Genomic DNA, 25,388 nt, shown 5'->3' with positions numbered 1-25,388 from the left:
TCAGCAAACAGTCAAGGACTTAAAATAAATGGTACAAATATACAACACACTAACGCGACAAAAAGAGCAGTTTAAACCTATGGTCGACGGCAAAATCGACATGTACGTGTGTGGTATCACCATTTATGATTTCTGTCATATCGGTCATGCACGTACGTTTGTCGGGTTTGATGTCATTGTACGTTACCTTCGCCATCTTGGTTACGACTTAAAGTACGTTCGTAATATTACCGATGTAGACGATAAAATTATTAAACGTGCAAATGAAAATGGCGAGTCTATCAATGACCTTACTTTGCGTATGACCAAAGCCATGCATGAAGACTTTGATAGCTTAAATATGTTGCGCCCAGATATAGAGCCAACAGTAACTAACCATATGGATGAAATCATCGAGATGGTTGAGCGTTTAATTGCAAAAGGCCATGCATATGTAGCAAACGATGGTGATGTACTTTTTGATGTGTCTACCTTTGAGCAATACGGTGCTTTATCGCAACAAGACTTAAGTATGCTCCAGGCCGGCTCTCGCGTAGAGGTTGCACAAGATAAAGACGATCCGCTTGATTTTGTATTGTGGAAAAAAGCAAAAGCAGGAGAGCCTTCGTGGTCATCACCATGGGGTGAGGGGCGTCCAGGTTGGCATATTGAATGTTCAGCGATGAGCTCAAAGCATTTAGGTGAGCATTTTGATATTCACGGAGGCGGCTCTGATTTACAGTTTCCGCACCACGAAAACGAAATTGCCCAGTCATGCTGTGCAAACAATGGTAAATATGTAAATACCTGGATCCACACAGGCATGGTACAAGTAAACAAAGAAAAAATGTCTAAATCATTAGATAACTTTTTTACTGTGCGTGAGGTATTAAAAACTTACGATGCTGAAACTGTTCGTTACTTTTTAATCTCGGGCCATTACCGAAGCCAGCTAAATTACTCGCAAGAAAATTTAGATCAAGCACGTTCATCGCTTGAACGTATTTACACAGCACTTCGTGGTGTTGAGCCAATAACGTGTGATATTCAAAGCAATGAATACGTGGCTAAATTTAGAAAAGCAATGAATGATGACTTTAACACGCCAGAGGCATTGCCGGTGTTATTTGAACTGGCTAAAGAGCTAAACCGAGTTAAAGACACCGATACACAGCAAGCAGGGCAGTTGGCATTTGTGCTACGTAGCATAGGTGAGGTACTTGGCGTCGCACAGCAATCTCCTGAGTCATTTTTGCAAGGTGGGCAAGATGATGATGAAGTGGCAACAATTGAGGCATTGATTGTAAAACGTAATGAAGCGCGCGCCAATAAAGATTGGGCTGCGGCTGATGAAGCACGCGATGCACTTAATGCACTGGGTGTCGTGCTTGAAGACTCAGCCGGTAAAACAACGTGGCGTAAAGCGTAAATACTTTAAAGTAGCGTTTAAACTAAAAAAGGGTTGCCAATTGGCAACCCTTTTTTAATGCTAAGGCATTATACCAATCCGCGATAATATTTAATCATTTTCAGGGGCTAAACGTGTCGCTATCTGCGTTAAAAAATTCTCATTTAGAACAACTAAATAGAGAATTTTTTGCCTTGCTATCAACACGTTTATCCATCCTCAAAATAGATCACTTAATTATGCGGATTGATATTAAATTAACTGTGGTATTTTTCACATGCTTCAAGTGTGTTTTCAATTAAGCTTGCTACCGTCATTGGGCCAACACCACCCGGCACAGGGGTAATAAAGTCAGCTTTTTGCTCTGCAACACTGTACTGAACGTCGCCAACTAATTTGCCTGTATCTAACCGGTTAATACCAACATCAATTACAATTGCGCCTTCTTTAACCCACTCACCCGGGATAAACTCAGGTTTACCCACTGCAACGACTAACAAGTCTGCGCGACGAACATGGGTTTCTAAATCCTGAGTAAACTTATGGCATACCGTTGTAGTACAACCAGCAAGTAGCAATTCAAGCGACATAGGGCGACCTACAATGTTAGAAGCTCCCACTACTACCGCATGCATTCCTTTGTAACGCACGCCCGTTGAATCTAATAACGTAATTATTCCTTTTGGTGTACATGGGCGAAGTGCCGGCATGCGCTGTGCTAAGCGACCAATGTTATATGGGTGAAAACCATCTACATCTTTATGTGGGGTGATACGCTCTAAAATCTTTTCAGCATCTAAGCCTTCAGGTAATGGTAACTGAACTAAAATACCATCTACCTCACCATCATTATTTAGCTCATCAATTAATGTTAGTAGCTCTTCCTCGCTAGTTTGCGCCGGTAAATCAAAAGATTTTGAAACAAAGCCAACTTCTTCACATGCTTTGCGCTTAGAGCCAACGTAAACCTGGCTTGCAGGATCAAGCCCTACAAGTACTACTGCTAAACCTGGAGCACGTAAACCGTTTGCAACACGATCACTTACGCGTTCTGCCACTGTATTACGTACTTGTTTTGCGATTGCCTTACCATCAATGATGTTTGCCGTCATGGGGGACCTTTAATTGGGGTTAAATAAACTTCGATACTTATATTCAAAAGCATTTGCATATAAAGAGGGGTATGCAAAAAATTTATTTTATAAATGCTTTTTTAATATGCAGGTTATTTTCGCAGAAAAGGCTCGAAGCGCCAAGTTGCTTTTAGATGATAAGTAGGGGTTTTGTAAAAAACCGCCTAAATTTCAGCTTTGTTTTGCAATATTTAAGCATTATGAACTAAAAATGACCGATTGATTTATTTTATGCAAAAAACGTTTGACCTCTCCCAGTCAAATCACTATTATGCACCCCGTTGTCAACGAGGTCACTCGCAGACAATCGTAAGCATCGGCGATTAGCGCAGTTTGGTAGCGCACTTGGTTTGGGTCCAAGGGGTCGCAGGTTCAAATCCTGCATCGCCGACCACTTCTTTTATTTTATAATAGAGGCAAGCTTACAGGCAAACTATGAAGTTTTCGATGCGCCCGTAGCTCAGCTGGATAGAGCAACGCCCTTCTAAGGCGTTGGTCGAAGGTTCGAATCCTTCCGGGTGCGCCATTTGAAAACAAAGTAAATACCGTGGTGATTGTAGCTCAGTTGGTAGAGCCCCGGATTGTGATTCCGGTTGTCGTGGGTTCGAGCCCCATCAGTCACCCCAATTTACTTCGAGTATCGGCGATTAGCGCAGTTTGGTAGCGCACTTGGTTTGGGTCCAAGGGGTCGCAGGTTCAAATCCTGCATCGCCGACCACTTTTCTAGCCTTAATAAAACTCACGAGTAATCACTCAGCACTAATATCCATTCTTTTTAGTTTTTATCTTTTACTTAGTCTGTTTTTTACGCAGTTAGTCCTGTTCATAACCAAACTAGTCCAAATAATTGCCCCCTACACTCGACTATCATAATTATTAGGTTATAATGCCGCGTCTATTGTTTAACATAGTGCCCAAAGGGCAGAGCAGCAATGGGATCTCATGGTAGTGACGGATGCTTTTAAGTGAAATATCGCTTTTAAATTTATCAAGACTCATGAAGATTACTTTGTTTGTAAGGAAGGCGAACAGTCGCCAAAATTGAATATTGAGGTAAATCATGCAAGTTTCTGTTGAGACGACTCAAGGCCTTGAGCGCCGTCTGACCATCACCGTTCCTGCAGAGAACGTTGAGACCGAAGTAAAAAAACGCTTACAACAACTGTCAAAAACGCAGCGTATTGATGGCTTTCGTGCTGGTAAAGTACCAGTTTCAGTAATTAACAAGCGTTTTGGACCTGCGGTTCGTCAAGAAGTAGCTGGCGAAGTAATGCAGCGTAACTACATTGAAGCAATTGTTGCTGAAAAAATTAACCCTGCTGGTGCACCATCATTTGCACCTAAATCACTTGAAGCGGGTAAAGATTTAGAATTTACAGCAACATTTGAAGTTTACCCTGAAATTGAAGTTCAAGGTTTAGATAAAATTGCTGTAGAAAAACCAGCTGTATCAGTAACTGACGAAGATTTAGCAAATATGCTAGAAACTCTTCGTAAGCAACATGCTTCTTGGGCAGATGTTGATGCAGCTGCTGGCGAAAACGACCGTGTAACAGTTGATTTCGTTGGTACTATTGACGGTGAAGAGTTTGAAGGCGGTAAAGCCGAAGACTTCCCACTTGAGCTTGGCCAAGGTCGTATGATCCCAGGTTTTGAAGATAACATCGTTGGTAAAAAAGCAGGCGAAGAAGTGGTTGCTGATGTAACATTCCCTGAAGATTACCACGCTGAAAACCTTAAAGGTAAAGCAGCTCAATTCACTATCACAGTGAAAAAAGTTGAAGCACAAGAGCTACCTGAATTAAGCGAAGAGTTTGCAACTAAGTTCGGTGTTACCGAAGGTGGTGTAGATGCGCTTAAAGAAGAAGTTAAAAAGAACATGACGCGTGAGCTAGACCAAGCGGTTAAAGCAAACGTGAAAGACCAAGCGATTAAAGGTCTTTTAGAAAACAACGAAATCGAAGTGCCTAAAGCACTTGTTGATCAAGAAGTTGACGCATTACGTCAGCAAGCAGCTCAACGTTTTGGTGGCGACGCTAAAAACATGCCTGAGCTTCCAGCTGAATTGTTCCATGAGCAAGCTGTAACTCGCGTAAAAACTGGCCTATTACTAGGTGAAGTGATCAAAGCAAACGATATCAAAGTTGATGATGAAAAAGTTGAAGCATTAATTGCAACTGTTGCGTCTGCATACGAAGATCCAACAGAAGTAGTAGAATACTACAAAGCAAATGATCAACTTATGCAGCAAATGCGTAATGTTGCAATGGAAGAGCAAGCTGTTGAAGCTATTTTAGCTAAAGCAAACGTGTCTGACGTTGAAAAAGCATTTGATGACATCATGAATCCTCAGCAAGGTGCTTAATAAGTCATTGACTTAAGCGCTCGCTAACGATTAAATGGCTCGTGTTACTCTGTTTATGCAGTGTGCCCGGGCCATTTTAGTTTGTGCCCCATAATTTGCGAAAAATGATAACTATGCTTCCTTTAGTAAAAGCATAAGCGCATAAGGAATTAAATAAGTATGAACACTGGTATGACAGATCCCCTAAATGCATTAGTCCCTATGGTTGTTGAACAAACAGCTAAAGGTGAGCGCTCGTATGATATCTATTCGCGCCTATTGAAAGAGCGAATTATCTTTTTAACGGGTCAAGTTGAAGACAACATGGCAAATCTGATTTTAGCGCAAATGCTATTTCTAGAATCAGAAAACCCAGAAAAAGACATTTATTTATATATTAATTCGCCAGGTGGTTCGGTCACCGCAGGCATGGCTATTTACGATACAATGAATTTCATAAAACCTGATGTGAGTACGATTTGTGTAGGCCAAGCTGCAAGCATGGGGGCATTTTTGCTTTCTGCTGGTGCTAAAGGTAAGCGTTTTTGTTTGCCTAATTCACGTGTGATGATACACCAACCGCTTGGTGGCTTCCAAGGTCAAGCATCTGACTTTGAAATACATGCAAAAGAAATCCTGTCTATTAAAGACAAGCTTAACCGCTTAATGGCAGAGCATACAGGCCAGCCATTGGATATAATTTCACGCGATACTGACCGTGATAACTTTATGAGTGCATCACAAGCTGTAGATTACGGCTTGGTTGACTCAGTATTTGCAAATCGCGACAGCAAATAAGCGTTAAGGCAAGCAAATTATTGCTTGCCACTTTGAGTTACTATGCGAAAACAGGTAAATTTTGGTATAGTTAAAAGCGAATTTGAAATAGTTGCCAACCTGATCTGGCAGCCAACGTATAAAAGAGGTAGCTGAATGTCTGACACTCCTACAGACGGCGACAAAAGTAATAAATTGTTATACTGCTCTTTTTGTGGCAAAAGCCAACACGAAGTGCGTAAATTAATTGCAGGTCCTTCAGTATACATTTGTGATGAATGTGTAGAGCTGTGTAACGATATTATCAGGGAAGAAATCAAAGACATTGCTCCTAAGCATAATTCGTCTGATAAACTACCTGTGCCAAAAGAAATTCGTAATCACTTAGATGACTACGTAATTGGTCAAGACCATGCTAAAAAAGTATTGTCTGTAGCGGTATACAATCACTACAAGCGCCTGCGTAACCAATCTACAAAGCAAGAAGTTGAACTTGGTAAAAGTAATATTTTGCTTATTGGCCCAACGGGTAGCGGTAAAACATTACTTGCAGAAACACTGGCACGTTTACTTGATGTACCGTTTACTATGGCAGATGCAACTACATTAACCGAAGCAGGTTATGTGGGTGAAGATGTAGAAAACATTATTCAAAAGCTGCTACAAAAATGTGACTACGACGTAGAAAAAGCTCAGCGCGGTATTGTTTATATTGATGAAATTGACAAAATTTCACGTAAATCAGATAACCCATCTATCACGCGGGATGTCTCGGGTGAGGGTGTACAACAAGCGCTACTTAAATTAATTGAAGGCACCGTTGCTTCTGTACCACCACAGGGTGGTCGTAAGCACCCACAACAAGAGTTTTTACAGGTAGATACCTCTAAGATTCTATTTATTTGTGGTGGTGCATTTGCAGGCCTAGACAAAGTCATTGAGCAGCGTAGCCATAAAAATACCGGTATTGGTTTTGGTGCTAATGTAAAAGAATCAGCGTCGAGCCGCTCTTTAAGCGAAACATTTAAAGACGTAGAGCCAGAAGATTTAGTTAAGTACGGCTTAATTCCTGAGTTTATTGGTCGTTTACCTGTTGTTGCTACATTAACTGAGCTTGATGAAGCGGCTCTTGTACAAATATTAAGTGAACCTAAAAACGCGATTACTAAACAGTTTTCAGTGCTGTTTGGTATGGAAGATGTTGAGTTAGAGTTCCGTGATGATGCACTAAGCGCAATTGCTCACAAAGCAATGGAGCGTAAAACAGGTGCACGTGGACTACGTTCAATTGTAGAGGGCGTACTGCTTGATACTATGTACGAACTGCCATCAATGGATGATGTGAGTAAAGTAGTGATAGATGAAACTGTGATTAAAGGTGAGTCTGATCCAATCTTGATTTACGAAAATAACAATCAAGACAAAGCTGCATCAGAGTAGTTTTTAAGCTATTTGTATAAAAAAGGAGCCTAAGGCTCCTTTTTTTATAATTAATTTGAACGAGTTGGGGAAATTTGTTGAACTTTAATTAGATTATCCCCATATACTTGAGTAATCTTTTAAATAAATGAAGTGCGAAGAGAAACTATAATGACGCTTGAGAGAACCGATCGAGTCGAAATCCCAGTGCTAGCACTGCGCGATGTTGTGGTATATCCGCACATGGTGATACCGCTTTTTGTAGGCCGTGAAAAATCAATAAAATGCCTCGAAGCGGCAATGGATAAAGACAAACAAATTTTCTTGGTTGCGCAAAAAGATGCAACTGTAGACGAACCTGAGCAAGACGATATATACCGTATTGGTACTATTGCGACTGTACTTCAGTTATTAAAATTACCAGACGGTACAGTTAAAGTTTTAGTAGAAGGTACGCAGCGCGCGCAAATTGAAGAATTTGTAGATAACGATGAGTTTTTTGTAGCGAATGCTCAGTTCATCGAATCTGATTCAGTGGATGAGCAAGAGCAAGATATTTTCATCCGCAGCGCTGTTAGCCAATTTGAAGGCTATGTAAAACTTAATAAAAAAATCCCACCTGAGGTATTAACCTCCGTGTCAGGTATTGATGAGCCAGCCCGCCTTGCCGATACAATGGCGGCTCATATGCCATTAAAAGTGCCTGAAAAACAAAAAGTGTTAGAAATTTCAAGCGTGACAGAACGCCTAGAATACTTAATGGCATTAATGGAAGGTGAAATAGACTTATTGCAAGTTGAGAAAAAAATTCGTACCCGCGTTAAAAAGCAGATGGAAAAGTCTCAGCGCGAGTACTACCTCAATGAGCAAATGAAAGCTATTCAAAAAGAGCTAGGTGAGCTTGACGATGTACCTGACGAATTTGAAGCGCTTAAAAAGCGTATTGAAGAATCAGGTATGCCAGAAGAAGCAAAAGAAAAAGCATCAGCTGAGCTTAATAAGCTTAAGATGATGTCGCCAATGTCTGCAGAGGCCACGGTAGTGCGCTCATACATTGATACGTTAATTAACGTACCTTGGAAAAAACGCTCTAAAGTGAAAAAAGACTTAGCAGGCGCGCAAAAAATTCTTGATAGCGATCACCATGGCTTAGATAAAGTTAAAGAGCGCATAATTGAATACCTCGCAGTGCAACAACGTACCAATAAGCTTAAAGGACCTATTTTATGTTTAGTAGGGCCTCCAGGTGTAGGTAAAACGTCGCTAGGGCAGTCTATTGCTCGTTCTACGGGGCGTAAATATGTGCGCATGGCATTAGGTGGTGTACGTGACGAAGCTGAAATTCGTGGCCATCGTCGTACTTACATTGGCTCTATGCCAGGCAAGTTGATTCAAAACATGACAAAAGTGGGCGTTAAAAACCCATTATTCTTGTTGGATGAAATTGACAAAATGTCATCAGATATGCGCGGCGATCCAGCATCAGCACTATTAGAAGTACTCGATCCGGAGCAAAACAGTCATTTTGCTGATCACTACTTAGAAGTAGACTACGATTTATCGGATGTAATGTTTGTAGCAACATCAAACAGCTTTAATATTCCTGGTCCACTATTAGACCGTATGGAAGTTATTCGCTTATCGGGTTACACCGAAGATGAAAAGCTAAACATTGCAAAAGAGCACTTAATTACTAAGCAAGTTAAACGCAATGGTTTAAAACCTGCAGAGCTTGAAATAGAAGACAGTGCAATTATTGGCATTATTCGTTACTACACACGTGAAGCGGGTGTTCGTAATTTAGAGCGTGAAGTATCAAAACTTTGTCGTAAAGCGGTTAAAAATATTTTGCTTGATAAAGAGACCAAAAAAGTCATTATCAATCAAGATAACCTTGAAGAGTTTTTAGGTGTACAACGCTACGACTATGGTAAAGCTGAAGATGGCGACCGCATTGGCCAAGTAACTGGTTTAGCATGGACCGAAGTAGGTGGTGATTTATTGACCATTGAATGTGCAGCAGTGCCTGGTAAAGGCAAATTAAGCTACACAGGTTCGCTGGGCGATGTAATGCAAGAGTCGATTCAAGCGGCCATGACTGTCGTACGTAATCGCGCTGATACCTTCCGCATCAATGAGGACTTTCACGAAAAACGCGATATTCATGTGCATGTACCTGAAGGGGCAACTCCTAAAGATGGCCCAAGTGCCGGTGCAGCGATGGTAACGGGGTTAGTATCGAGCCTAACAGGTAACCCAGTTAAGGCCGATGTAGCAATGACAGGTGAAATAACACTGCGCGGTGAAGTACTGCCTATTGGTGGTTTAAAAGAGAAACTACTTGCTGCACACCGTGGTGGAATTAAAACCGTCATCATTCCAAAAATTAACGAACGTGACTTAAAAGAGATCCCAGATAACATACTGGCAGGCTTAGAGGTTCACCCAGTTACATGGATAGATGAGGTATTAAAGTTAGCTTTAGTACATCCAGTTGAGAGTTTTTCAGTCGAAACACCGAAAAACCAGTAAAAAACCCAAAAAAAGTGCTTTAAAGGGCTTTTCAAATCTAAACGGTATGATAAGTTAAGCACTGGTTTTCGAGCCTAGCCCTTATGGGGCCTAGGCTTAAGAAAAATATAATCATGAGAGCATTAAACGTTTGCTCTAAAATTTTCAAAAAAGTGATGTTAGTTTAAAAAACAATCGCTCTTGATAATAACAATGAAAGAGGATGATATTGTGAATAAATCTCAATTAATCGATCAAATCGCAGCTGACGCTGACATTTCTAAAGCGGCTGCAGGTCGTGCACTAGATTCATTCATCGAGTCTGTATCTGGCGCGCTTAAAGATGGCGATTCAGTTGCACTTGTTGGTTTTGGTACTTTCTCAGTACGCGAGCGTGCTGCTCGTTCAGGCCGTAACCCACAAACTGGTGAAACTATCCAAATCGCTGCGGCAAACATTCCTTCTTTCAAAGCCGGTAAAGCGCTGAAAGACGCAGTAAACTAATCATTGTTATAAGAACAGATTAGTTATGGCGAGTGCAGATAGACTTAATTATCCTAGCTGATGAATTAAGTAACTTCACCGCCAGTTACTTCAAGTGAAAAAGCGTATCTGGTAAGATACGCTTTTTTTACATATGACAAGGTAAAATACCTTGATCAATAAGAGATAAACAAATGCTTGAGAAAATCAGAGAGGGCTCACAGGGTCCTGTAGCCAAAATAATTTTAGGCGCGGTGATTTTATCTTTTGCCTTAGCAGGGATCGGTAGTTACTTAGGTCAGACCCCAGAACAACCCGTTGCTGAAGTAAATGGAATTAAGATTAGCCAAACCGAATTTAATCGTGCTTATCAAAATGAACGTAGTCGCCTAGAGCAACAATTTGGTGAATACTTTGCGCAAATTAGTGCAGATCCAAATTATATGGCGCAAATTCGTCAAGGTGTAATTGACCGCTTAGTACAAAAAGAATTGCAATCACAATTAGCGGCAGATTTAGGCCTTCGCGTAAGCGACGACAGCGTACGTAAAACAATTTTAGAACTACCGTACTTTAAAGTTGGTGAAAAATTTAATAACGACCGTTACCTACAAGTAATTCGTCAAATGAACTTTCAACCAGATGCATTTCGTGAGTACTTACGTAAAGATATGACACGCAGCCAACTAGTGTCTGCGGTTGCCGGTACTGAGTTTGCGCTTGAAAACGAACTTAAACGCGCTGCAGCTCTGCAGCAGCAAACACGTAATATAGACTACCTTGTGATAAGCAAAGAAACCTTGCAAGCAAACGTAGACGTATCTGAGCAAGAAATTGCTGATTACTACGAGCTAAACGCATCACAATTTTTATCACCAGAGCGTGTAGCGGTTGATTACATTGAGCTTAAAGCACAAGATATTACCGTAGAGTCTGTAACAGAAGATGATGTAAAAGCCTATTATGAGCAAAATAAAGCGCAGTACATTGAGCCTGAAAAACGCCGTGTATCGCACATTTTAATTGATAACAGCGAAGATGATGATGCCGCGCTTGAAAAAGCCAACGCATTACACGAGCAGTTAGAGCAAGGTGCTGATTTTGCACAGCTTGCAGAGTCATCATCTGATGATGTCATAAGCGGCGAAATGGGCGGCGACTTAGACTGGATTGAGCGCGATGTAATGGATCCTGCTTTTGAAGAGGCGGCATTTGCGCTTCAAGATAAAGGTGATATTTCAGAGGTTGTCGCATCAGAGTTTGGTTATCACATCATTAAACTTACTGATTTACAGCCAGAGCAAGTGAAAGCGTATGACGAGGTAAAAGCCGACTTACGTGCAGAGCTTGAGCAAACTGAAAAAGTAGATGCGTTTTACGAAAAGCAAACTGAAATGGGTGCCTTAGCATTTGAGATTTCTGACCGCTTAGACGATGCTGCAGAAGTGGCGGGCGTTGAAGTTAAAAGTACCTCACTTGTTGCACGTAACGCATTACCAGAGCCACTCAATACACCTGCGGTGATTTCACAGTTATTCTCAGTAGAACTACTTGAAGATAAAGTAAACTCAGAAGTGATAGAGCTTGGTGATGAGCACGTTCTTGTAGTGCGTGTTAATGAATATGAGCCATCGGCAACTAAACCGCTTGCGCAGGTGAGTGAGCAAATTAAAACACGTTTAGTTAATGAAAAAGCATCAACACTTGCTAAAGAAAAAGCACGTGAGTTATTCGCACAAGTACAAGCAGGTAAAGCGCTGAGCGATGTAGCGAGTGAGCAAAACCTGACGGTACGCGAAGAGGCAAACTTAACGCGTCAAAGCTACACGGTTTCGCCAGCTATTGTAACGCAAGCGTTTAAAATGCCACGTCCTACCGATGCACCAAGTACGGACGTAGTTGATTTAAATAACGGTGATGCGGCAATTGTTGCACTTAAGTCGGTGAGCGAAGCGCAAGTTTCAGCTAACATCGACCCACAAGTACAGCAAAACATTACTATGGCGCAAGCTAATAAAAACTACTTGGCGTTTATTGAGTCGCTAAAGGCTAAAGCTGAGCTTAACCTACCCGTGGTTGAGCAAGCTGCAGAATAAAAATCGCAGTATACAAAAAAGGCGCGTTACTTTTTAAGTAACGCGCCTTTTTTATGAACAGTGTTTAGCAACAAATTAAGCGTTGTGTGACCTTAGATTGTGGGTCTTTAAAAATGGCTTCTGTTGCGCCGTATTCAACTACCTCGCCTTTCTCAAGCACGACTAGCTGATCGCTAATATGGCGCACTAAACTTAAATGATGCGTAATAAGTACATAAGTTAAGCCAGTTTCTTTTTGCAGCTTAAGCAATAAGTTAACTGTTTGTGCACGAACAGAAGGGTCTAAAGCAGATAGTGCTTCATCAAGCACCACCACTTTAGGGTCTAAAATAAGCGCCCGCGCCAAGGCTACACGCTGCAATTGCCCTACACTAAACATGTGGGGATAATAATGCTGATGATCGATTAATAGACCTACTTTAGCCAGGGTAGCGTCTATTTTTTCTTGGCGTGCTAGCTGGTCTGAATCGGTGTTATATTGTAAACAGTCATCTAGCATCTCACCAATAGTTAAACCAGGGTTGAGTGAAGCTGCAGAGTCTTGAAATATCATTCTGATATGGCGACATGGATTATCGCGCACGCCATCATCTTCAATAATGTTACTTTCTAATAAAATTTGCCCACTGTCGGCGCTATCGGCCCCTGCCAGTAATTTAGCGAGCGTACTTTTACCCGCACCGGTTTCGCCGATTACTGCAACCGTTTCGCCTTTACCAACACAAAATGAGATATCTTTAAGTACTTCAAATTTTTTGCGGCTAAATAAGCCGGCACGCACGTTAAACGTTTTACACAGCGCTTGTACTTTTAATACCGGTTGCATTACTTCATCTCCTTAACTAGCGGAAAATGACACGCATAGCTGTGCCCATGCTGCTTTGTAAGCGCAGGGGTAATAACGCATTCTTTTTGTGCTTGTGGGCAGCGTGGGCCTAGTCTGCAACCTATGGGTAAATGTTGCAAAGTAGGGATAGTGCCTTTAAGTGCATAAAAAGGTTCTTTATGCGCTAAACCTTGCTCATAATTTGGTAAGCTTTTTAATAACGCTTGCGTGTAAGGGTGGCGGGGCTGGCGAAATATACGTTGTGTAGGGCCGGCTTCAACCATTTGCCCGCAATACAATACATGTATACCGTGTGACCAGCTGGCTATTTCTTCAAGCTCATGAGAAATCATTAAAATAGACATGTTTTTTAACTGATTTAAGCTTTTTAGCAATCTAAAGACCTGCGCACGAGTGGTGCTTTCAAGCGCTGTGGTAGGCTCATCAGCAATAAGTAATTTAGGGGTCCGTGCTATTGCCATCGCAATCATTACTTTTTGGCATACACCTTCTGAGAGCTCATGAGGATAACTATCAAGCACGCCATGGTGATTTTTGATGCCTACTTTATGGATAAGCGCTTTTACGCGATCTTTTCGCTCTCTATTGCGCTTTAAAAAAAAGCCTTTAGTCGATGTTTCGGGAAGCGTTTCGGCTATTTGGTCAAATATCTTAGCGGTTGGGTCAAGGCAACGGCTAGGATCTTGGTAAATCATCGCAATATCTTGGCTTACCGTTTTCCTGCGTTGCTCTGGGGTTAGGCGCATTAAATCAACACCACGCCAATGCATTCTGTCTGCAGTTATATCCCAGCGTTCGTTTAATACCCCAACAATGGCCTTAGCTATTAAGCTCTTGCCAGAGCCGGATTCTCCCACTAAGCCATGGACTTCGCCTTCTTTAAGACTAAAACTCACTCTGTCTACAGCGCGAATAACCGTCTCAGAAGTACGCAGCTCTATGGTTAAATTTCTAACGTCGAGTAATTGCATTTAATCAGCCTTACGTGCTTTAAGCACTTTTCGTAGGCCATCACCTACTAAATTGGTAGATAAAACCGCTAAAAATAATAATACACCTGGTAGAGCAACCGTCCAAGGCGCTAAATAAATAAGCCCTAAATTTTCAGCTAATATAGCGCCCCATTCGGTCGTCGGGGGTTGGGCTCCTAATTTTAAAAAGCCCAAAGCAGCAATATCTAAAATAGCAGTAGACAGTGCAGTGGTAAAAATAACCACTATGTGCTCATAAATATTAGGAAAGATACCCCGCGACAAAATATGCCAGTTAGAGGCGCCATCCAGCTTAAAAGCAGTAATGTAGTCTTTACCTAGTTCATCAACAATTAAATTACGAATAGAATGAATAAACTGCGGCAATAATGCCAATATAATCGCCCACACTGTATTCATTAAGCCAGGGCCAAGTATCGCAATAATTATAATAGCCAATAATAACGACGGAATAGACAGCGTAATATCTAGTAAGTGATTTAAAAAGCTTGAGCGAAGGCCGCGGCTAATACCGGCAAAGGTGCCTACAAGCACACCTATAATGGTGGTAATAAATGCAGCCACTACCGATAAACCAAACGTGTAAGTTGCGCCGTTCATTAACCGCGAGAGTACATCACGGCCTAAATCATCAGTGCCTAAAATAAAGCGCACATCGCCCATTTCTCGCCATGAAGGAGGAATAAGTAAGGCATCACTGTGCTGCTGATTAACTCCGTAAGGAGCAAGAAAGGGCGCACTGGCAGCTAATAATGCAAACGCCATGAAAAGCCATAACCCCACCAAGGCGGGGTGATTGTTTTTAAATTTACGCCAAAGTCGCGCAAGCGGCGATTTATTCGACTCTTCAGAAAATAACTTAAACTTTACCATGAGCCTGATTCCGCGAGATTGGGTCGAAAAGTGTATAGGTAAACTCGGCAACTATAGTGGCAATAATCACAAACATAGACACCGCCATTAAACCACCTTGAATAGCAGGGTAATCACGTTGGTAAATACTATCGATTAGCCAGCGGCCAATACCAGGCCACGAAAAAATAACTTCAGTTATCATTGCAAGCGTAATGAGTGTACTAAATTGCAGCCCTATTTGTTTAATTACCGGCAGCAGTGCATTGCGCAGTGCATGATGCATGATTAACTGTCGTCGATTAAGGCCTTTTGCCCTGGCTGTTTTAATAAAACTTTGATCCATAACCTTAAGCATAGAATCACGGGTAAAGCGCACTAGTACAGTAGTAGGAAACATAGCCAATACGATGGTTGGCAGTGTTAAATGATGCAGTGCATCTATAAATGCTTCGCCTTTGTAAGGAAAACCCGCAAGCATAATATCGATTAAGATAAACCCGGTATTAGGCGGTATTTCAAAAAGTAAACCCACTCTGCCGGACATTGGGAACCAGCCCAATTTGAGTGAAAAAACCATGATCAGTAACAACGCTAGCCAAAAAATCGGAAGAGAAAAACCAATCATAGTTGTAGAGCTAATGAGTTTATCAGGCCAGCGACGTGAGTACGCAGAAGCTAAAATACCCGCTGGTACGCCAACGACCACCGATACAATGAGTGCATATACACATAGCTCTAAGGTTGCAGGGAGCAAATCTAAAATATGCTGAAAAACGTTATCTCCTGATGCGAACGACAACCCCCAATCACCTTGGAATATACGCCCTAAAAACGCCAAATATTGCATAACGTAATTACTGTCATACATGTATTTTTCTTCAAGCCCACTGTGCTGAGAAAAATTTCCGCTGGGAATACCACTTAGGTTACTAAGCGGGTCGCCTGGGAATAAATAGCTAAGTGCAAATGTAAATATACTCAGCATTAAAATCATAAATAAAAACAAGCCCAGGCGGCGTAATATATAATCGAGTATCATTATTTTTTCCTCGCATTTGCGAGCGATATAGCCCCAAATGGGCCAAGGGTGATACCTTCTACATCGGCGCTATTTGCTTGAAAACGCATCCCATGAGCAATAGGCACCAAGGGGAGTTGATCCATTATAAGTGATTGAACCTGCTCGTAATACTGTTTACGTAGGTTTAAGTCGGTGGTGTCGAGCGCTTGCGTAAGTAATAAGTCAAATTGTGGGTTGCACCAATTAGCTGGGTTTTTACCGCTAAATGTGGCGGTACAGCTTAGCAATGGGCTGAAAAAATTATCTGGGTCAGGAGTATCGGCAGCCCAACCTAGTAATACGCTATCATGGCGGTGCTCACCTATGCGCTGAATAAACGTATTCCACTCGTACTCCACAATACTTACGTTAACCCCTATTTTACGTAGGTCACTTTGCATCAGCTCAGCCATTTTGCGGGCATTCGGGTTATATATTCGACTTACTGGCATCGCCCAAATGGTCATATCAAAGCCATTAGGCAGGCCCGCTTCTTTAAGTAGTTTTTTAGACAATTCTGGGTCAAACATAGGCATGTCTGCTTGAGGCTCAAAGCCCCATGAGGTAGGCGGTAAAATTGATTGTGCGCGTATGCCATTGCCGTAATAAACAGCTTGCATTATTTTGTCTATATCGATTGCATGGGCAAGGGCTCTGCGTACTTTTATATCATCAAAAGGGGCACGCTCTGTATTAAACGCCCAGTAACCAATATTTAAATTGGTTTCTTTTTCAACATTTATATCATCACGCTGGGCTAAAATACTCAGTTGTGCACTACTTGGGTGCGCGGTTACATCGCACTCTTTAGTGAGCATTTTGGCTATGCGTGTCGTGCCGTTGGTTGTAATGTCGTAAACCAGCTGCTCAAGGGCAACATCGTGTTTCCAATAAAGTGGATTGCGGTAAAAACGCACTAAGTGATCGCGTCGATATTCTTTGTAAATGTAGGGGCCTGTGCCAATAGGGTATTGATCGAATAAACTTGTTTGATCTTGCGCTTTTAGCTGCATGGCATACTCTTGCGACAGTACTACAGCAAAGTCAGTGGCCATGTTCGTTAAAAAGCTGCTCTCTGCATGAAAAAGCTCAAAGCGCACTTGGTAGTCTGATACACGAACAATTTTGCGAATAAGTTGGTCTAGCCCCACACTTTGAAAATACGGGTAGTTTGCATCACCCACAAAATGATACGGGTTATATACGTCGAATAATCGGCTGAAAGTAAAAATAACGTCATCTGCGTTAAAATCGCGAGTAGGGGTAAAATACGCGGTAGAATGAAATTTTACGCCTTTACGCAGCGTAAAGGTGACCGACTTTCCATCGTTGCTAATTTTCCAATCGGTTGCCAGTTCACTCTTAAAGTCAGCGGTGATAGGGTCAATACTAATCAAACGGTCATATAACTGGTTTGCTATGATATCAATAGTTGACCCTGTGGTTGTTACTTGCGGATTAAACGACACAGGGTTCGCTTCGGCGCAATAAACGAGGCCTTGGTTTTTCTCTTCTATTATTTCTTCTTTACTATCAAAGCAGCCGGTTAAGGTGCTGGCTAGTAAAACAAGTAGTATTTTATGCACTCGCATAACCTCTAACTATTTATCTTCTAATAAATTGTATTTTTTAAGATAACCACGTAGTTGATGATACGTTAAACCGAGTACTTCTGCAGTTTTCTTTTGGTTAAATTGACTATGCTCGAGGGCTTTATTAATCATATTTATTTCAAACTCGTTAGAGCGCTCTTTTAAGCTGCATGGAAACTCTATTGGCGCGCCAAGCGTGTTATTTACTTTGCTAATAGGTGGCGTTTGAGCAACAGGCTCGGCCGGTGCAGCCATCGTGGATACAGGCGCTTTTATTCGTGCTTTAGGTCTAAAACGGCTTTCAAATGGGTCTAAAATAATCTGGTGAACGGGAATATGTTCATTGCCGTGGCGATACAAGCTCCGTTCAACTACATTTTTGAGCTCGCGTATATTGCCTGGCCAGTCATAATTTAGCAGGGTGTCGGTGGCGCTGCGGGTAAAACCGCTAAATAACTCCCACTCTAAATCGCGTGCCATGTTCATTGCAAATTGTTCAGCCAGTAGCATAATATCGTCTTGGCGTTCGCGCAGTGGGGGCAGAGTGATTACATCAAAGGCTAAGCGGTCAAGTAAGTCACTTCTAAATTCGCCTTGCTCAGCGAGATGGGGTAAATCTTCGTTGGTAGCACATACTAAGCGTGTATCAACTTTTACGGTGTGTTTACCACCAACCCGCTCAAATTCACCATATTCTATAACGCGCAGAAGCTTTTCTTGTACCATGGCCGATGTATTAGCCAGCTCATCTAAAAATAAGGTGCCGCCGTTAGCGCGCTCAAAGCGACCTTCGTGGCGTTTACTTGCCCCGGTAAAAGCACCGCTTTCATGACCAAATAATTCGCTCTCGAGGAGGTTTTCGTTTAGGGCAGCACAGTTAAGTTTTACGTAGTTTTGATCCCAACGTTTTGATAAAAAGTGCAAACGCGCGGCTATAAGCTCTTTACCAGTTCCTCGCTCACCAATAATAAGTACTGGCTTATCTAAATTTGCTAACTGCGATACCTGATCAAGTACAGCTAAAAAGCTATCAGATTGGCCGAGTAAATTATCCTGTTGGCGATATTGGCTCATTTTTCCTAACTCTTGGTCATTTTTGCTAACAGTTAGTGTATTTCATAATCAAAGATAACTAAAGGAATTTGTATATTTAGTTTAACTTAATGAAAATAAAGTGTATTTTTTATTTTTAAAAGTTGGCAAGCATATTGATACTAGTTACTACAGACCAAATAAGTTTATATTACAGAGGTAAATGTTATGGGAATTTTTTCACGTTTTGCAGACATTGTTAATTCTAATATCAATGCCATTTTAGATAAAGCAGAAGACCCAGAAAAAATGGTTCGTCTTATTATCCAAGAGATGGAAGACACACTAGTAGAAGTACGCTCTACATCAGCTAAAACACTGGCTGAGAAAAAAGAATTAGTACGTCGTGTAGACACATTAAAAGCACAAGTAACCGATTGGCAAGACAAAGCTGAGCTTGCACTAAGTAAAGATCGCGACGATTTAGCGCGTTCAGCATTGCTTGAAAAGCAAAAGTCAGCAGAGGCGGTTGCCGCAGTAGAGGCGGAGCTTGAGCATGTAGAATCTCACATTGAGAAGCTTCAGCAAGAGGTCACTACACTGCAAGAAAAGCTAGCCGACGCTAAAGCGCGTCAAAAAGCCATTATTTTACGTCAACGTTCGGCTGAGTCGCGCCTTGAAGTGAAAAAAGCACTTGATAGCTCTAAAGTTGAAGACGCACTTAATCGCTTTGAGCGCTTTGAGACTAAAATTGATGGACTAGAATCTCAAATAGAGTCTTACGATTTGGGTAAAAAGTCGCTTGCAGATGAAATTGCCGACTTGCAAAAAAATGAAAAGATAGATGATGAGCTTGCCGAACTTAAAAAGAAGCTAGCTGATAAATAATATAAAGGGGTACGTAAAGTGCCCCACTGCTTAAATATCGAATACGGATTGTCAGGAGAGGATTATGTTTGATCCAGAGATACTAGTTGCGCCCTTTATCTTGTTTATGATTTTTGTTGCGCCACTGTGGTTAGTTTTGCACTACCGTAGTAAAAAACAAGTGAGCCAAGGGTTAAGTGAGCATGAGCATCGCCAGTTATTGGAGCTTGCCCACAAAGCCGAAAAAATGGCCGACAGAGTTGAAACCCTTGAAGCATTACTCGATCAAGAGTCACCACAATGGAGACGCAAAGTATGAGTGCCAAACGCGAATTATTAAGAGACCCACAGCGCGGTAAAATAGCCGGTGTATGTGCGGGATTAAGTGACTACTTTAATATGGAGTTATGGTTAGTTCGCATTATTTTTGTTAGTGCGGTACTGCTAACGGGTGGCCCATTATTTGTGGTAGCGTATATTGCAGCGTGGTTTATTTTAGACAAAAAAGACCCCACAACTACACATACAAGTAGCTCAACTAAAACTGACGATCCGCTAGAGGTTAAATTTAAAGTTTGGCAAAAAGGCGAGCCTCCACGCCGTGCATTGCAAGACTTAAAAGAGCGCTTAGCGCGAATAGACACGCGTCTTCAAGATATGGAGCGCCATGTTACTTCAAGCGAGTTTACAGTTAGCCGTGAAATTAACAAACTTTAAAGGATTTAATAGCACTTTGTTCGATGATTAACAGCATCAATGAAGTGCTAGCCCATTATGAGTAGCACTTCATTTGCCAAAAAAGCTTTTAAAAACATTAAAGGTTCAGCACAAAAAGCCCTTCATCGCAGTTTAGATCAACACATAAAACTGGCGGTAACCGGTCTAAGTGGTAGTGGTAAAACCGCGTTTATTACTGCACTTGTTAAGCACCTTACAACACAAGGTGATGATAAAAACCTACCGTTTTTTGATGTAATGCGAGAGCATCGTCATATTGCCACTAAAATAGTGCCGCAAGAGGCGTTAAAAGTCCCTACCTTTGACTACTCGCGAGCGCTCAATGCCTTACTCCCAAGTGATGGGGCGCCTAGCTGGCCGGCATCAACCGAGCGCATCAATACCCTGCGCTTGGCTATTAAGTACCAAAGTGCATCGGGGTTACGTGGGCACTTTTCACCGCAATCAACATTATATTTGGATATTATTGACTACCCAGGTGAGTGGCTACTTGACTTACCTATGCTTGAGCAAAGCTATAGCCAGTGGTGTGAGCAACAATACCCGCTGTTATTGCAGCACCCTCGTGTAAACACATCAACAGAATTTTTAAACGCGCTTGAACAGCTTGATTTAAATGCCCCTGTAGATGAAGGTTTACTCGCCGAGATTGCTACGGTTTACCAAACTATGTTGATAGGCCTTAAAAAAGACACCAAGCTTGCCATGTTACAACCTGGGCGCATGCTCATGCCTGGCGACTTGCAAGGTGCACCACTTTTATTGTTTTTTCCAATTAACGTACAGCACATAAGCAGCGATGAAATAGTACCAGGCTCTAACTTAGCGCATTTAATTAAGCGCTTTAACGCTTATGTAAAAGAGGTGGTTAAGCCGTTTTATAATGATCACTTTAAACATTTTGACCGTCAAATTGTGCTGGTAGACGTGTTGAGCGCTTTAAATGAAGGCCACGAAACGCTGCAAGAGCAAAGCAATGTAATAAATCAATTACTCGCGCATTTTAATTACGGTGAGTCGGGTTTTTTTAAGCGTTTATTTAAACCGAATATCGATAAAATACTGTTTGCTGCCAACAAGTCAGATCACATAAGTGCCAAGCACCATAAAGACTTAGCACTACTACTTGACTCGCTAGTGCATGAGCAAAGTAATCACTTAAAATTTGATGGCGTACAAATAGAAACCATCGCAATGTCGTCAATTGCTGCAACGCAGCCGCGCCAAGTTGCCGACAAAGGCCAAACACTCGATTGTATATATGGCAAACCACTTAACGAGCAAGACTGGCTAACTTACTTACCCCCACAGCCACCTAAGCGCATGCTTAATAAAAATGAGTGGCCAGGGCAGGGCTTTGAGTTTTTATCATTTGCACCTATGCCAAACCCCGACAAACAACTTAAGCATATTCGTCTTGATCATGTGATGCAGTACCTGCTAGGAGACAAATTATCATGAACGACACACAGCAAACATTTCAAGCGGGTAGGCGTATTAATACCCAAGCTGATGAGCAGGTTGAGCCTACACTTGCCCCTGCAAAAATAATTACCCAAGGTCAAAGTGACTATATAGAAGAGCCTGAAGATGAGTTAAATGAAGATGAAATAAACTTAGAGCCGGTATATAAAAAATCTAAATGGCAAACACTTAAAGGGGTGTTTGCTATAAGCTTTTTAGTATTAGTGCTACTAGAGTTTGCGTATTCGTTAGTGTTTGCGTTCCAGCAGTCGGTTATTTTAGGCAGCGTGTACTTAACGGCTGTAGTCAGTGGTGTACTATTAATTAGCCGCATGCTTTGGCGCGAATATAGGATGCTGCGCAGTTTAAAGCGCAATCAACTTCATCGCCACGAAGCCGACAGACTCTTAAACAGTGAGCAGGTAGGCGGCGCATTACCCTGGCTTGAAAAACTAAATAAGCACCAACAGCTCGACAACTTCGAGGCGTTTAAGAACCAAGTAGCGACTCATCATAGCGATAAAGAAATAATGACCCTTTACGCTAATAGCTTACTTATAACGCAAGACACGCAAGCTAAAAAATTAATAAACCGCTTTGCGACTGAGTCAGCCTTGCTTGTTGCTCTAAGCCCACTTGCGCTTGTAGATATGATGGCAGTGCTTTGGCGTGGTACTAAGTTAATTGAGCAAATTGGTAAAATTTATGGCATTGGCTTTGGCTACGCAAGCCGTATTAAGCTTTACCGTATGCTTGTAAAACAAGTCATGTTTGTAGGCAGTGCTGAGCTTGTGTCTGATTTAGCTGCAACCGCACTCAGTGCTGAGCTTTTAGGCAAACTTTCAGGGCGCGCAGCACAAGGGGTCAGCGCTGGTATTTTTACCGCACGTATTGGTTATAAGGCTATGGAGCTTAGCCGCCCATTACCCAGGCTTGAAAACAAACGCAGCTTATTAAAAGGCACAGTGCAAAGTATTGCTCGTAAAATTATAAGCCGTAAAAAGGGTGAGACACCGACTTAAAGTTGCAGTGGCAATATTTGTGTACAAAATCACGTTGAATGGTTTTTGCACAAATAGCCATCTGAGCATCCGGCATGCTTGTGATTTAAACAACAGTGCGTTTTATTTATATGATTGACACACATAATAAAAACGAGAGCATACAATGAGCAAGCAGCATATTAATACCCAATGCATTCACGGCCCACAAAAAGCAAACGATCCGCACGGCGCACTTACATCGCCTTTGTATCAAACCTCTACCTTTCATTTTGAAAACGCCGCACAAGGCGCTGCTCGTTTTGCAGGCGAAGAGCCAGGCTATATTTATACTCGCTTGGGTAACCCAACTACCACTGAGCTTGAGCAAAAAGTAGCGCAACTAGAGGGCTGTGAAGCCGCCGCTGCCACCGCCACCGGCATGGGCGCTGTTTCGGCATCGGTATTGAGCTTTTTATCGCAGGGTGATCATCTTGTTGCCTCAAGCGCGTTATATGGTTGTACATTTGCTTTTTTTGCTCACATGTTGCCGCGCTGGGGAATTGAAGTATCGTTTGTTGATATGAGCAACGAAGGCGAACTGCGCGCGGCTATAAAACCAAATTCAAAAATGATTTTTGTAGAAACACCCATTAATCCCACGATGGCAGTGATTGACTTAGCCTTAATTAGCGCACTCGCTAAGCAGCATAATTTAATTAGTGTGGTCGACAACACCTTTTTAACGCCACTGCTGCAATCACCTAAGCAATACGGTATAGACATTATAGTGCACAGTGCCACTAAGTACTTAAACGGCCATGGCGATGTAGTCGCAGGGCTTGTGTGTGGAACGCAAGAGCATATTAGTTTAATAAAAATGACAGTACTTAAAGATATTGGTGCCACTATAAGTCCGCATGACGCATGGCTAATAAACCGCGGATTAAAAACATTAGCTGTACGTATGGAGCGCCATTGCCAAAGTGCACAAACAGTAGCTGAATACTTAGAAGGGCATCCGCAAGTTAATATTGTTTATTACCCAGGGCTTAAATCGCACCCAGGTAATAAATACATAGGCAATCAAATGAAAGCCGCAGGCGGCGTTATTGCATTTGAAATTAACGGCAGCCTTGCTCAGGGAGCGCAGTTTATAGATAGTATGAAGCTTTGCACACTCGCTGTAAGTTTAGGCGATGCAGAAACCCTTATTCAGCACCCCGCATCAATGACCCATTCACCTTATACACCCGAGGAAAGAGCTGCAGCAGGCATTAGTGATGGTCTAATAAGGCTCTCAGTTGGTCTTGAGGATGTAACCGATATTATAAACGATTTAAAGCAAGCTTTTACCATCATCTCTTGATTGTAATTTTATGTTTACATAAAAACCTTTGTATAGGCCTTTAAAAGCAATGGTGTATTAAGTTGGTTCCTTTACTGTAAACATAGGTGTGCACTTTTAGGGATCGTGCTAAATGTAGATATACGCTCAACTATTAAACTTTTCTTCACTTTTACATAGTATGGCGTTACTCGATTTTCACAGGTTGTGATTATCACACTGACACATATTTAGGGCTTAACCCTAAGAAGGTTATTATGGCTAAAGCAAGTAAATACACTTCAAAAACACCCGACAAAAACGGGGTTATTCACTGGAGTGATGAAGAAAACAAAATTTGGTCTGAGCTAGTCACACGCCAACTTGCGTGTATAAAAGGTAAGGCTTGCGATGAATATATGAAGGGGCTTAAAAAAATAAACCTTCCCCACGATCGTATTCCCCAGTTAAGCGAGCTTAACGAGGTGCTACTTGCAACTACAGGTTGGCAAGTAGCACCTGTACCTGCGCTTATCGATTTTGATGAGTTTTTTAGATTATTGGCAAACAAACAGTTTCCTGTAGCCACGTTTATTCGTAGCCGCGAAGAGTTTGACTACCTGCAAGAGCCTGACATTTTCCATGAAATATTTGGCCATTGCGCCATGCTAACCAACCCTGATTTTGCCGAATTCACACACAAATACGGCCAATTAGGCTATGCAGCACAGAAAAAAGACCGTGTTTACCTTGCACGCATGTACTGGTTTACGGTTGAGTTTGGTTTGATGCAAACCGAAGATGGTCTGCGTATATATGGCGGCGGTATTTTATCAAGCCCAGGTGAAACACAGTACGTGTATTCAGATACGCCAGAAATAACACCTATGAGCGTCATTGATGTGCTGCGTACACCGTACCGCATTGATATTATGCAACCGCAGTACTACACCATTAATTCGATTCATGATCTGTTTGATATATCGCAAATGGATATTATGACTTTGGTTGAGCAAGCTAAAGAACTTGGCCTACACGATCCAAAATTTCCACCAAAAGAAAAATTAGCTAGTTAACTTTAATTTTAAAGAAACGCTAAAGTAAGGATTTAAAATGTCTTCATTAAGTGAACAAAAATGCGAAGCTTGCCACGTAGATGCGCCAAAAGTATCTGACGAAGAGCTTGCACAATTAATTATAAAAATCCCAGACTGGGTACCAGAGGTACGCGACGGTATCATGCAGCTAGAGCGTGTTTATAAGTTTAAAAACTTTAAACAAGCTATGGCGTTTACTAATAAAGTAGGCGATATGGCAGAAGATGAAGGCCACCACCCAGGTTTATTAACCGAATGGGGCAAAGTAACCGTAACGTGGTGGAGCCATTCAATTAAAGGCCTGCACAAAAACGATTTTATTTGCGCAGCTAAAACAGACGATGTATTTAACGCGCTTTAATTAAAAAATTAATTGAGCAAACCTAA

General features: G+C 41.8%; 22 protein-coding genes and 4 tRNA genes. 19 read left to right on the top strand and 7 right to left on the bottom strand.

The window, feature by feature from the left end:
- The first annotated feature begins 28 nt into the window (after nucleotides 1-28).
- Nucleotides 29-1,408 (top strand): cysteine--tRNA ligase, encoded by a 1,380-nt coding sequence (gene cysS, locus AABI99_RS12450; RefSeq protein WP_338366177.1) that lies wholly within the window; start codon nucleotides 29-31, stop codon nucleotides 1,406-1,408.
- A gap of 236 nt (nucleotides 1,409-1,644) precedes the next feature.
- Here cysS and folD read toward each other — a convergent pair whose 3' ends face one another.
- Complete coding sequence (gene folD / locus AABI99_RS12445; protein ID WP_338366175.1) at nucleotides 1,645-2,499, bottom strand: bifunctional methylenetetrahydrofolate dehydrogenase/methenyltetrahydrofolate cyclohydrolase FolD; 855 nt, start codon at nucleotides 2,497-2,499, stop codon at nucleotides 1,645-1,647.
- A gap of 338 nt (nucleotides 2,500-2,837) precedes the next feature.
- On the opposite strand from folD, the gene AABI99_RS12440 reads away from it, so the two are divergent.
- From AABI99_RS12440 to AABI99_RS12395, 10 genes are all read left to right on the top strand, one after another.
- Nucleotides 2,838-2,914, top strand: a tRNA-Pro gene (locus AABI99_RS12440).
- 55 nt (nucleotides 2,915-2,969) lie between these two features.
- A tRNA-Arg gene (locus AABI99_RS12435) sits at nucleotides 2,970-3,046 on the top strand.
- 24 nt (nucleotides 3,047-3,070) lie between these two features.
- Nucleotides 3,071-3,146: transfer RNA gene (locus AABI99_RS12430), tRNA-His, on the top strand.
- A 15-nt stretch (nucleotides 3,147-3,161) separates the two neighbouring features.
- Nucleotides 3,162-3,238, top strand: a tRNA-Pro gene (locus AABI99_RS12425).
- 342 nt (nucleotides 3,239-3,580) lie between these two features.
- A complete protein-coding gene (tig, locus tag AABI99_RS12420; RefSeq protein ID WP_338366174.1) occupies nucleotides 3,581-4,885 on the top strand; it encodes a trigger factor in 1,305 nt (434 codons plus the stop codon).
- Between the two features lie 159 nt (nucleotides 4,886-5,044).
- Complete coding sequence (gene clpP / locus AABI99_RS12415; protein WP_338366173.1) at nucleotides 5,045-5,662, top strand: ATP-dependent Clp endopeptidase proteolytic subunit ClpP; 618 nt, start codon at nucleotides 5,045-5,047, stop codon at nucleotides 5,660-5,662.
- Nucleotides 5,663-5,797: 135 nt separating this feature from the next.
- Entirely contained in the window at nucleotides 5,798-7,081 is a 1,284-nt protein-coding gene (gene clpX, locus AABI99_RS12410) for an ATP-dependent protease ATP-binding subunit ClpX (protein ID WP_338366171.1), read from the top strand.
- A gap of 150 nt (nucleotides 7,082-7,231) precedes the next feature.
- Entirely contained in the window at nucleotides 7,232-9,592 is a 2,361-nt protein-coding gene (lon, locus tag AABI99_RS12405; RefSeq protein WP_338366170.1) for an endopeptidase La, read from the top strand.
- Nucleotides 9,593-9,775: 183 nt separating this feature from the next.
- Nucleotides 9,776-10,075, top strand: a complete 300-nt coding sequence (locus tag AABI99_RS12400; protein ID WP_286247754.1) for an HU family DNA-binding protein — start codon at nucleotides 9,776-9,778, stop codon at nucleotides 10,073-10,075.
- Between the two features lie 173 nt (nucleotides 10,076-10,248).
- Nucleotides 10,249-12,150, top strand: a complete 1,902-nt coding sequence (locus AABI99_RS12395) for a SurA N-terminal domain-containing protein (protein ID WP_338366168.1) — start codon at nucleotides 10,249-10,251, stop codon at nucleotides 12,148-12,150.
- Nucleotides 12,151-12,214: 64 nt separating this feature from the next.
- On the opposite strand, the gene AABI99_RS12390 is transcribed toward AABI99_RS12395, so the two are convergent.
- Genes AABI99_RS12390 through pspF form a run of 6 tightly spaced genes read right to left on the bottom strand, consistent with a single transcriptional unit; the run spans nucleotide 12,215 to nucleotide 18,570 of the window.
- On the bottom strand, nucleotides 12,215-12,976 hold the full coding sequence (locus AABI99_RS12390; protein ID WP_338366166.1) for an ATP-binding cassette domain-containing protein: 762 nt from the start codon (nucleotides 12,974-12,976) through the stop codon (nucleotides 12,215-12,217).
- Nucleotides 12,976-13,968 carry an oligopeptide/dipeptide ABC transporter ATP-binding protein gene (locus AABI99_RS12385; RefSeq protein ID WP_338366165.1) on the bottom strand — a complete coding sequence of 331 codons (993 nt, stop codon included), beginning with the start codon at nucleotides 13,966-13,968 and terminating at the stop codon, nucleotides 12,976-12,978. The genes AABI99_RS12390 and AABI99_RS12385 overlap by 1 nt, the downstream gene beginning before the upstream one ends.
- On the bottom strand, nucleotides 13,969-14,862 hold the full coding sequence (locus tag AABI99_RS12380; protein ID WP_338366164.1) for an ABC transporter permease subunit: 894 nt from the start codon (nucleotides 14,860-14,862) through the stop codon (nucleotides 13,969-13,971).
- Nucleotides 14,849-15,883, bottom strand: a complete 1,035-nt coding sequence (locus AABI99_RS12375) for an ABC transporter permease subunit (RefSeq protein WP_338366162.1) — start codon at nucleotides 15,881-15,883, stop codon at nucleotides 14,849-14,851. Before AABI99_RS12375 ends, AABI99_RS12380 begins: the two co-directional genes overlap by 14 nt.
- Entirely contained in the window at nucleotides 15,883-17,490 is a 1,608-nt protein-coding gene (locus AABI99_RS12370) for an ABC transporter substrate-binding protein (protein WP_338366161.1), read from the bottom strand. The genes AABI99_RS12375 and AABI99_RS12370 overlap by 1 nt, the downstream gene beginning before the upstream one ends.
- Nucleotides 17,491-17,505: 15 nt before the next feature.
- Nucleotides 17,506-18,570, bottom strand: coding sequence for a phage shock protein operon transcriptional activator (gene pspF / locus AABI99_RS12365; protein WP_338366160.1), 1,065 nt, complete (start codon nucleotides 18,568-18,570; stop codon nucleotides 17,506-17,508).
- 186 nt (nucleotides 18,571-18,756) lie between these two features.
- On the opposite strand from pspF, the gene pspA reads away from it, so the two are divergent.
- The 8 genes from pspA to AABI99_RS12325 all read left to right on the top strand — a co-directional run bounded on the left by pspA (nucleotide 18,757) and on the right by AABI99_RS12325 (nucleotide 25,362).
- A complete protein-coding gene (gene pspA, locus AABI99_RS12360; RefSeq protein WP_338366159.1) occupies nucleotides 18,757-19,416 on the top strand; it encodes a phage shock protein PspA in 660 nt (219 codons plus the stop codon).
- Nucleotides 19,417-19,480: 64 nt separating this feature from the next.
- Nucleotides 19,481-19,714 (top strand): envelope stress response membrane protein PspB, encoded by a 234-nt coding sequence (gene pspB / locus AABI99_RS12355; protein ID WP_338366157.1) that lies wholly within the window; start codon nucleotides 19,481-19,483, stop codon nucleotides 19,712-19,714.
- A complete protein-coding gene (pspC, locus tag AABI99_RS12350) occupies nucleotides 19,711-20,112 on the top strand; it encodes an envelope stress response membrane protein PspC (protein ID WP_338366155.1) in 402 nt (133 codons plus the stop codon). The genes pspB and pspC overlap by 4 nt, the downstream gene beginning before the upstream one ends.
- 57 nt (nucleotides 20,113-20,169) lie before the next feature.
- The gene (locus AABI99_RS12345) at nucleotides 20,170-21,594 is read left to right on the top strand and encodes a YcjX family protein (RefSeq protein ID WP_338366153.1); all 1,425 of its coding nucleotides are present in this window, start codon (nucleotides 20,170-20,172) and stop codon (nucleotides 21,592-21,594) included.
- The gene (locus AABI99_RS12340) at nucleotides 21,591-22,619 is read left to right on the top strand and encodes a TIGR01620 family protein (protein WP_338366152.1); all 1,029 of its coding nucleotides are present in this window, start codon (nucleotides 21,591-21,593) and stop codon (nucleotides 22,617-22,619) included. Before AABI99_RS12345 ends, AABI99_RS12340 begins: the two co-directional genes overlap by 4 nt.
- A 145-nt stretch (nucleotides 22,620-22,764) precedes the next feature.
- Nucleotides 22,765-23,946 (top strand): methionine gamma-lyase, encoded by a 1,182-nt coding sequence (gene megL, locus AABI99_RS12335; RefSeq protein ID WP_338366151.1) that lies wholly within the window; start codon nucleotides 22,765-22,767, stop codon nucleotides 23,944-23,946.
- Between the two features lie 236 nt (nucleotides 23,947-24,182).
- The gene (gene phhA / locus AABI99_RS12330; protein ID WP_338366149.1) at nucleotides 24,183-24,980 is read left to right on the top strand and encodes a phenylalanine 4-monooxygenase; all 798 of its coding nucleotides are present in this window, start codon (nucleotides 24,183-24,185) and stop codon (nucleotides 24,978-24,980) included.
- Between the two features lie 37 nt (nucleotides 24,981-25,017).
- The gene (locus AABI99_RS12325; protein WP_338366148.1) at nucleotides 25,018-25,362 is read left to right on the top strand and encodes a 4a-hydroxytetrahydrobiopterin dehydratase; all 345 of its coding nucleotides are present in this window, start codon (nucleotides 25,018-25,020) and stop codon (nucleotides 25,360-25,362) included.
- Nucleotides 25,363-25,388 lie beyond the last annotated feature (26 nt).

Source organism: uncultured Pseudoalteromonas sp. (assembly GCF_963922945.1).
GTDB lineage: Bacteria > Pseudomonadota > Gammaproteobacteria > Enterobacterales > Alteromonadaceae > Pseudoalteromonas.
The sequence above is the reverse complement of the archived record's forward strand: the minus strand, read 5'-3'. Positions and strand labels throughout refer to the sequence as shown.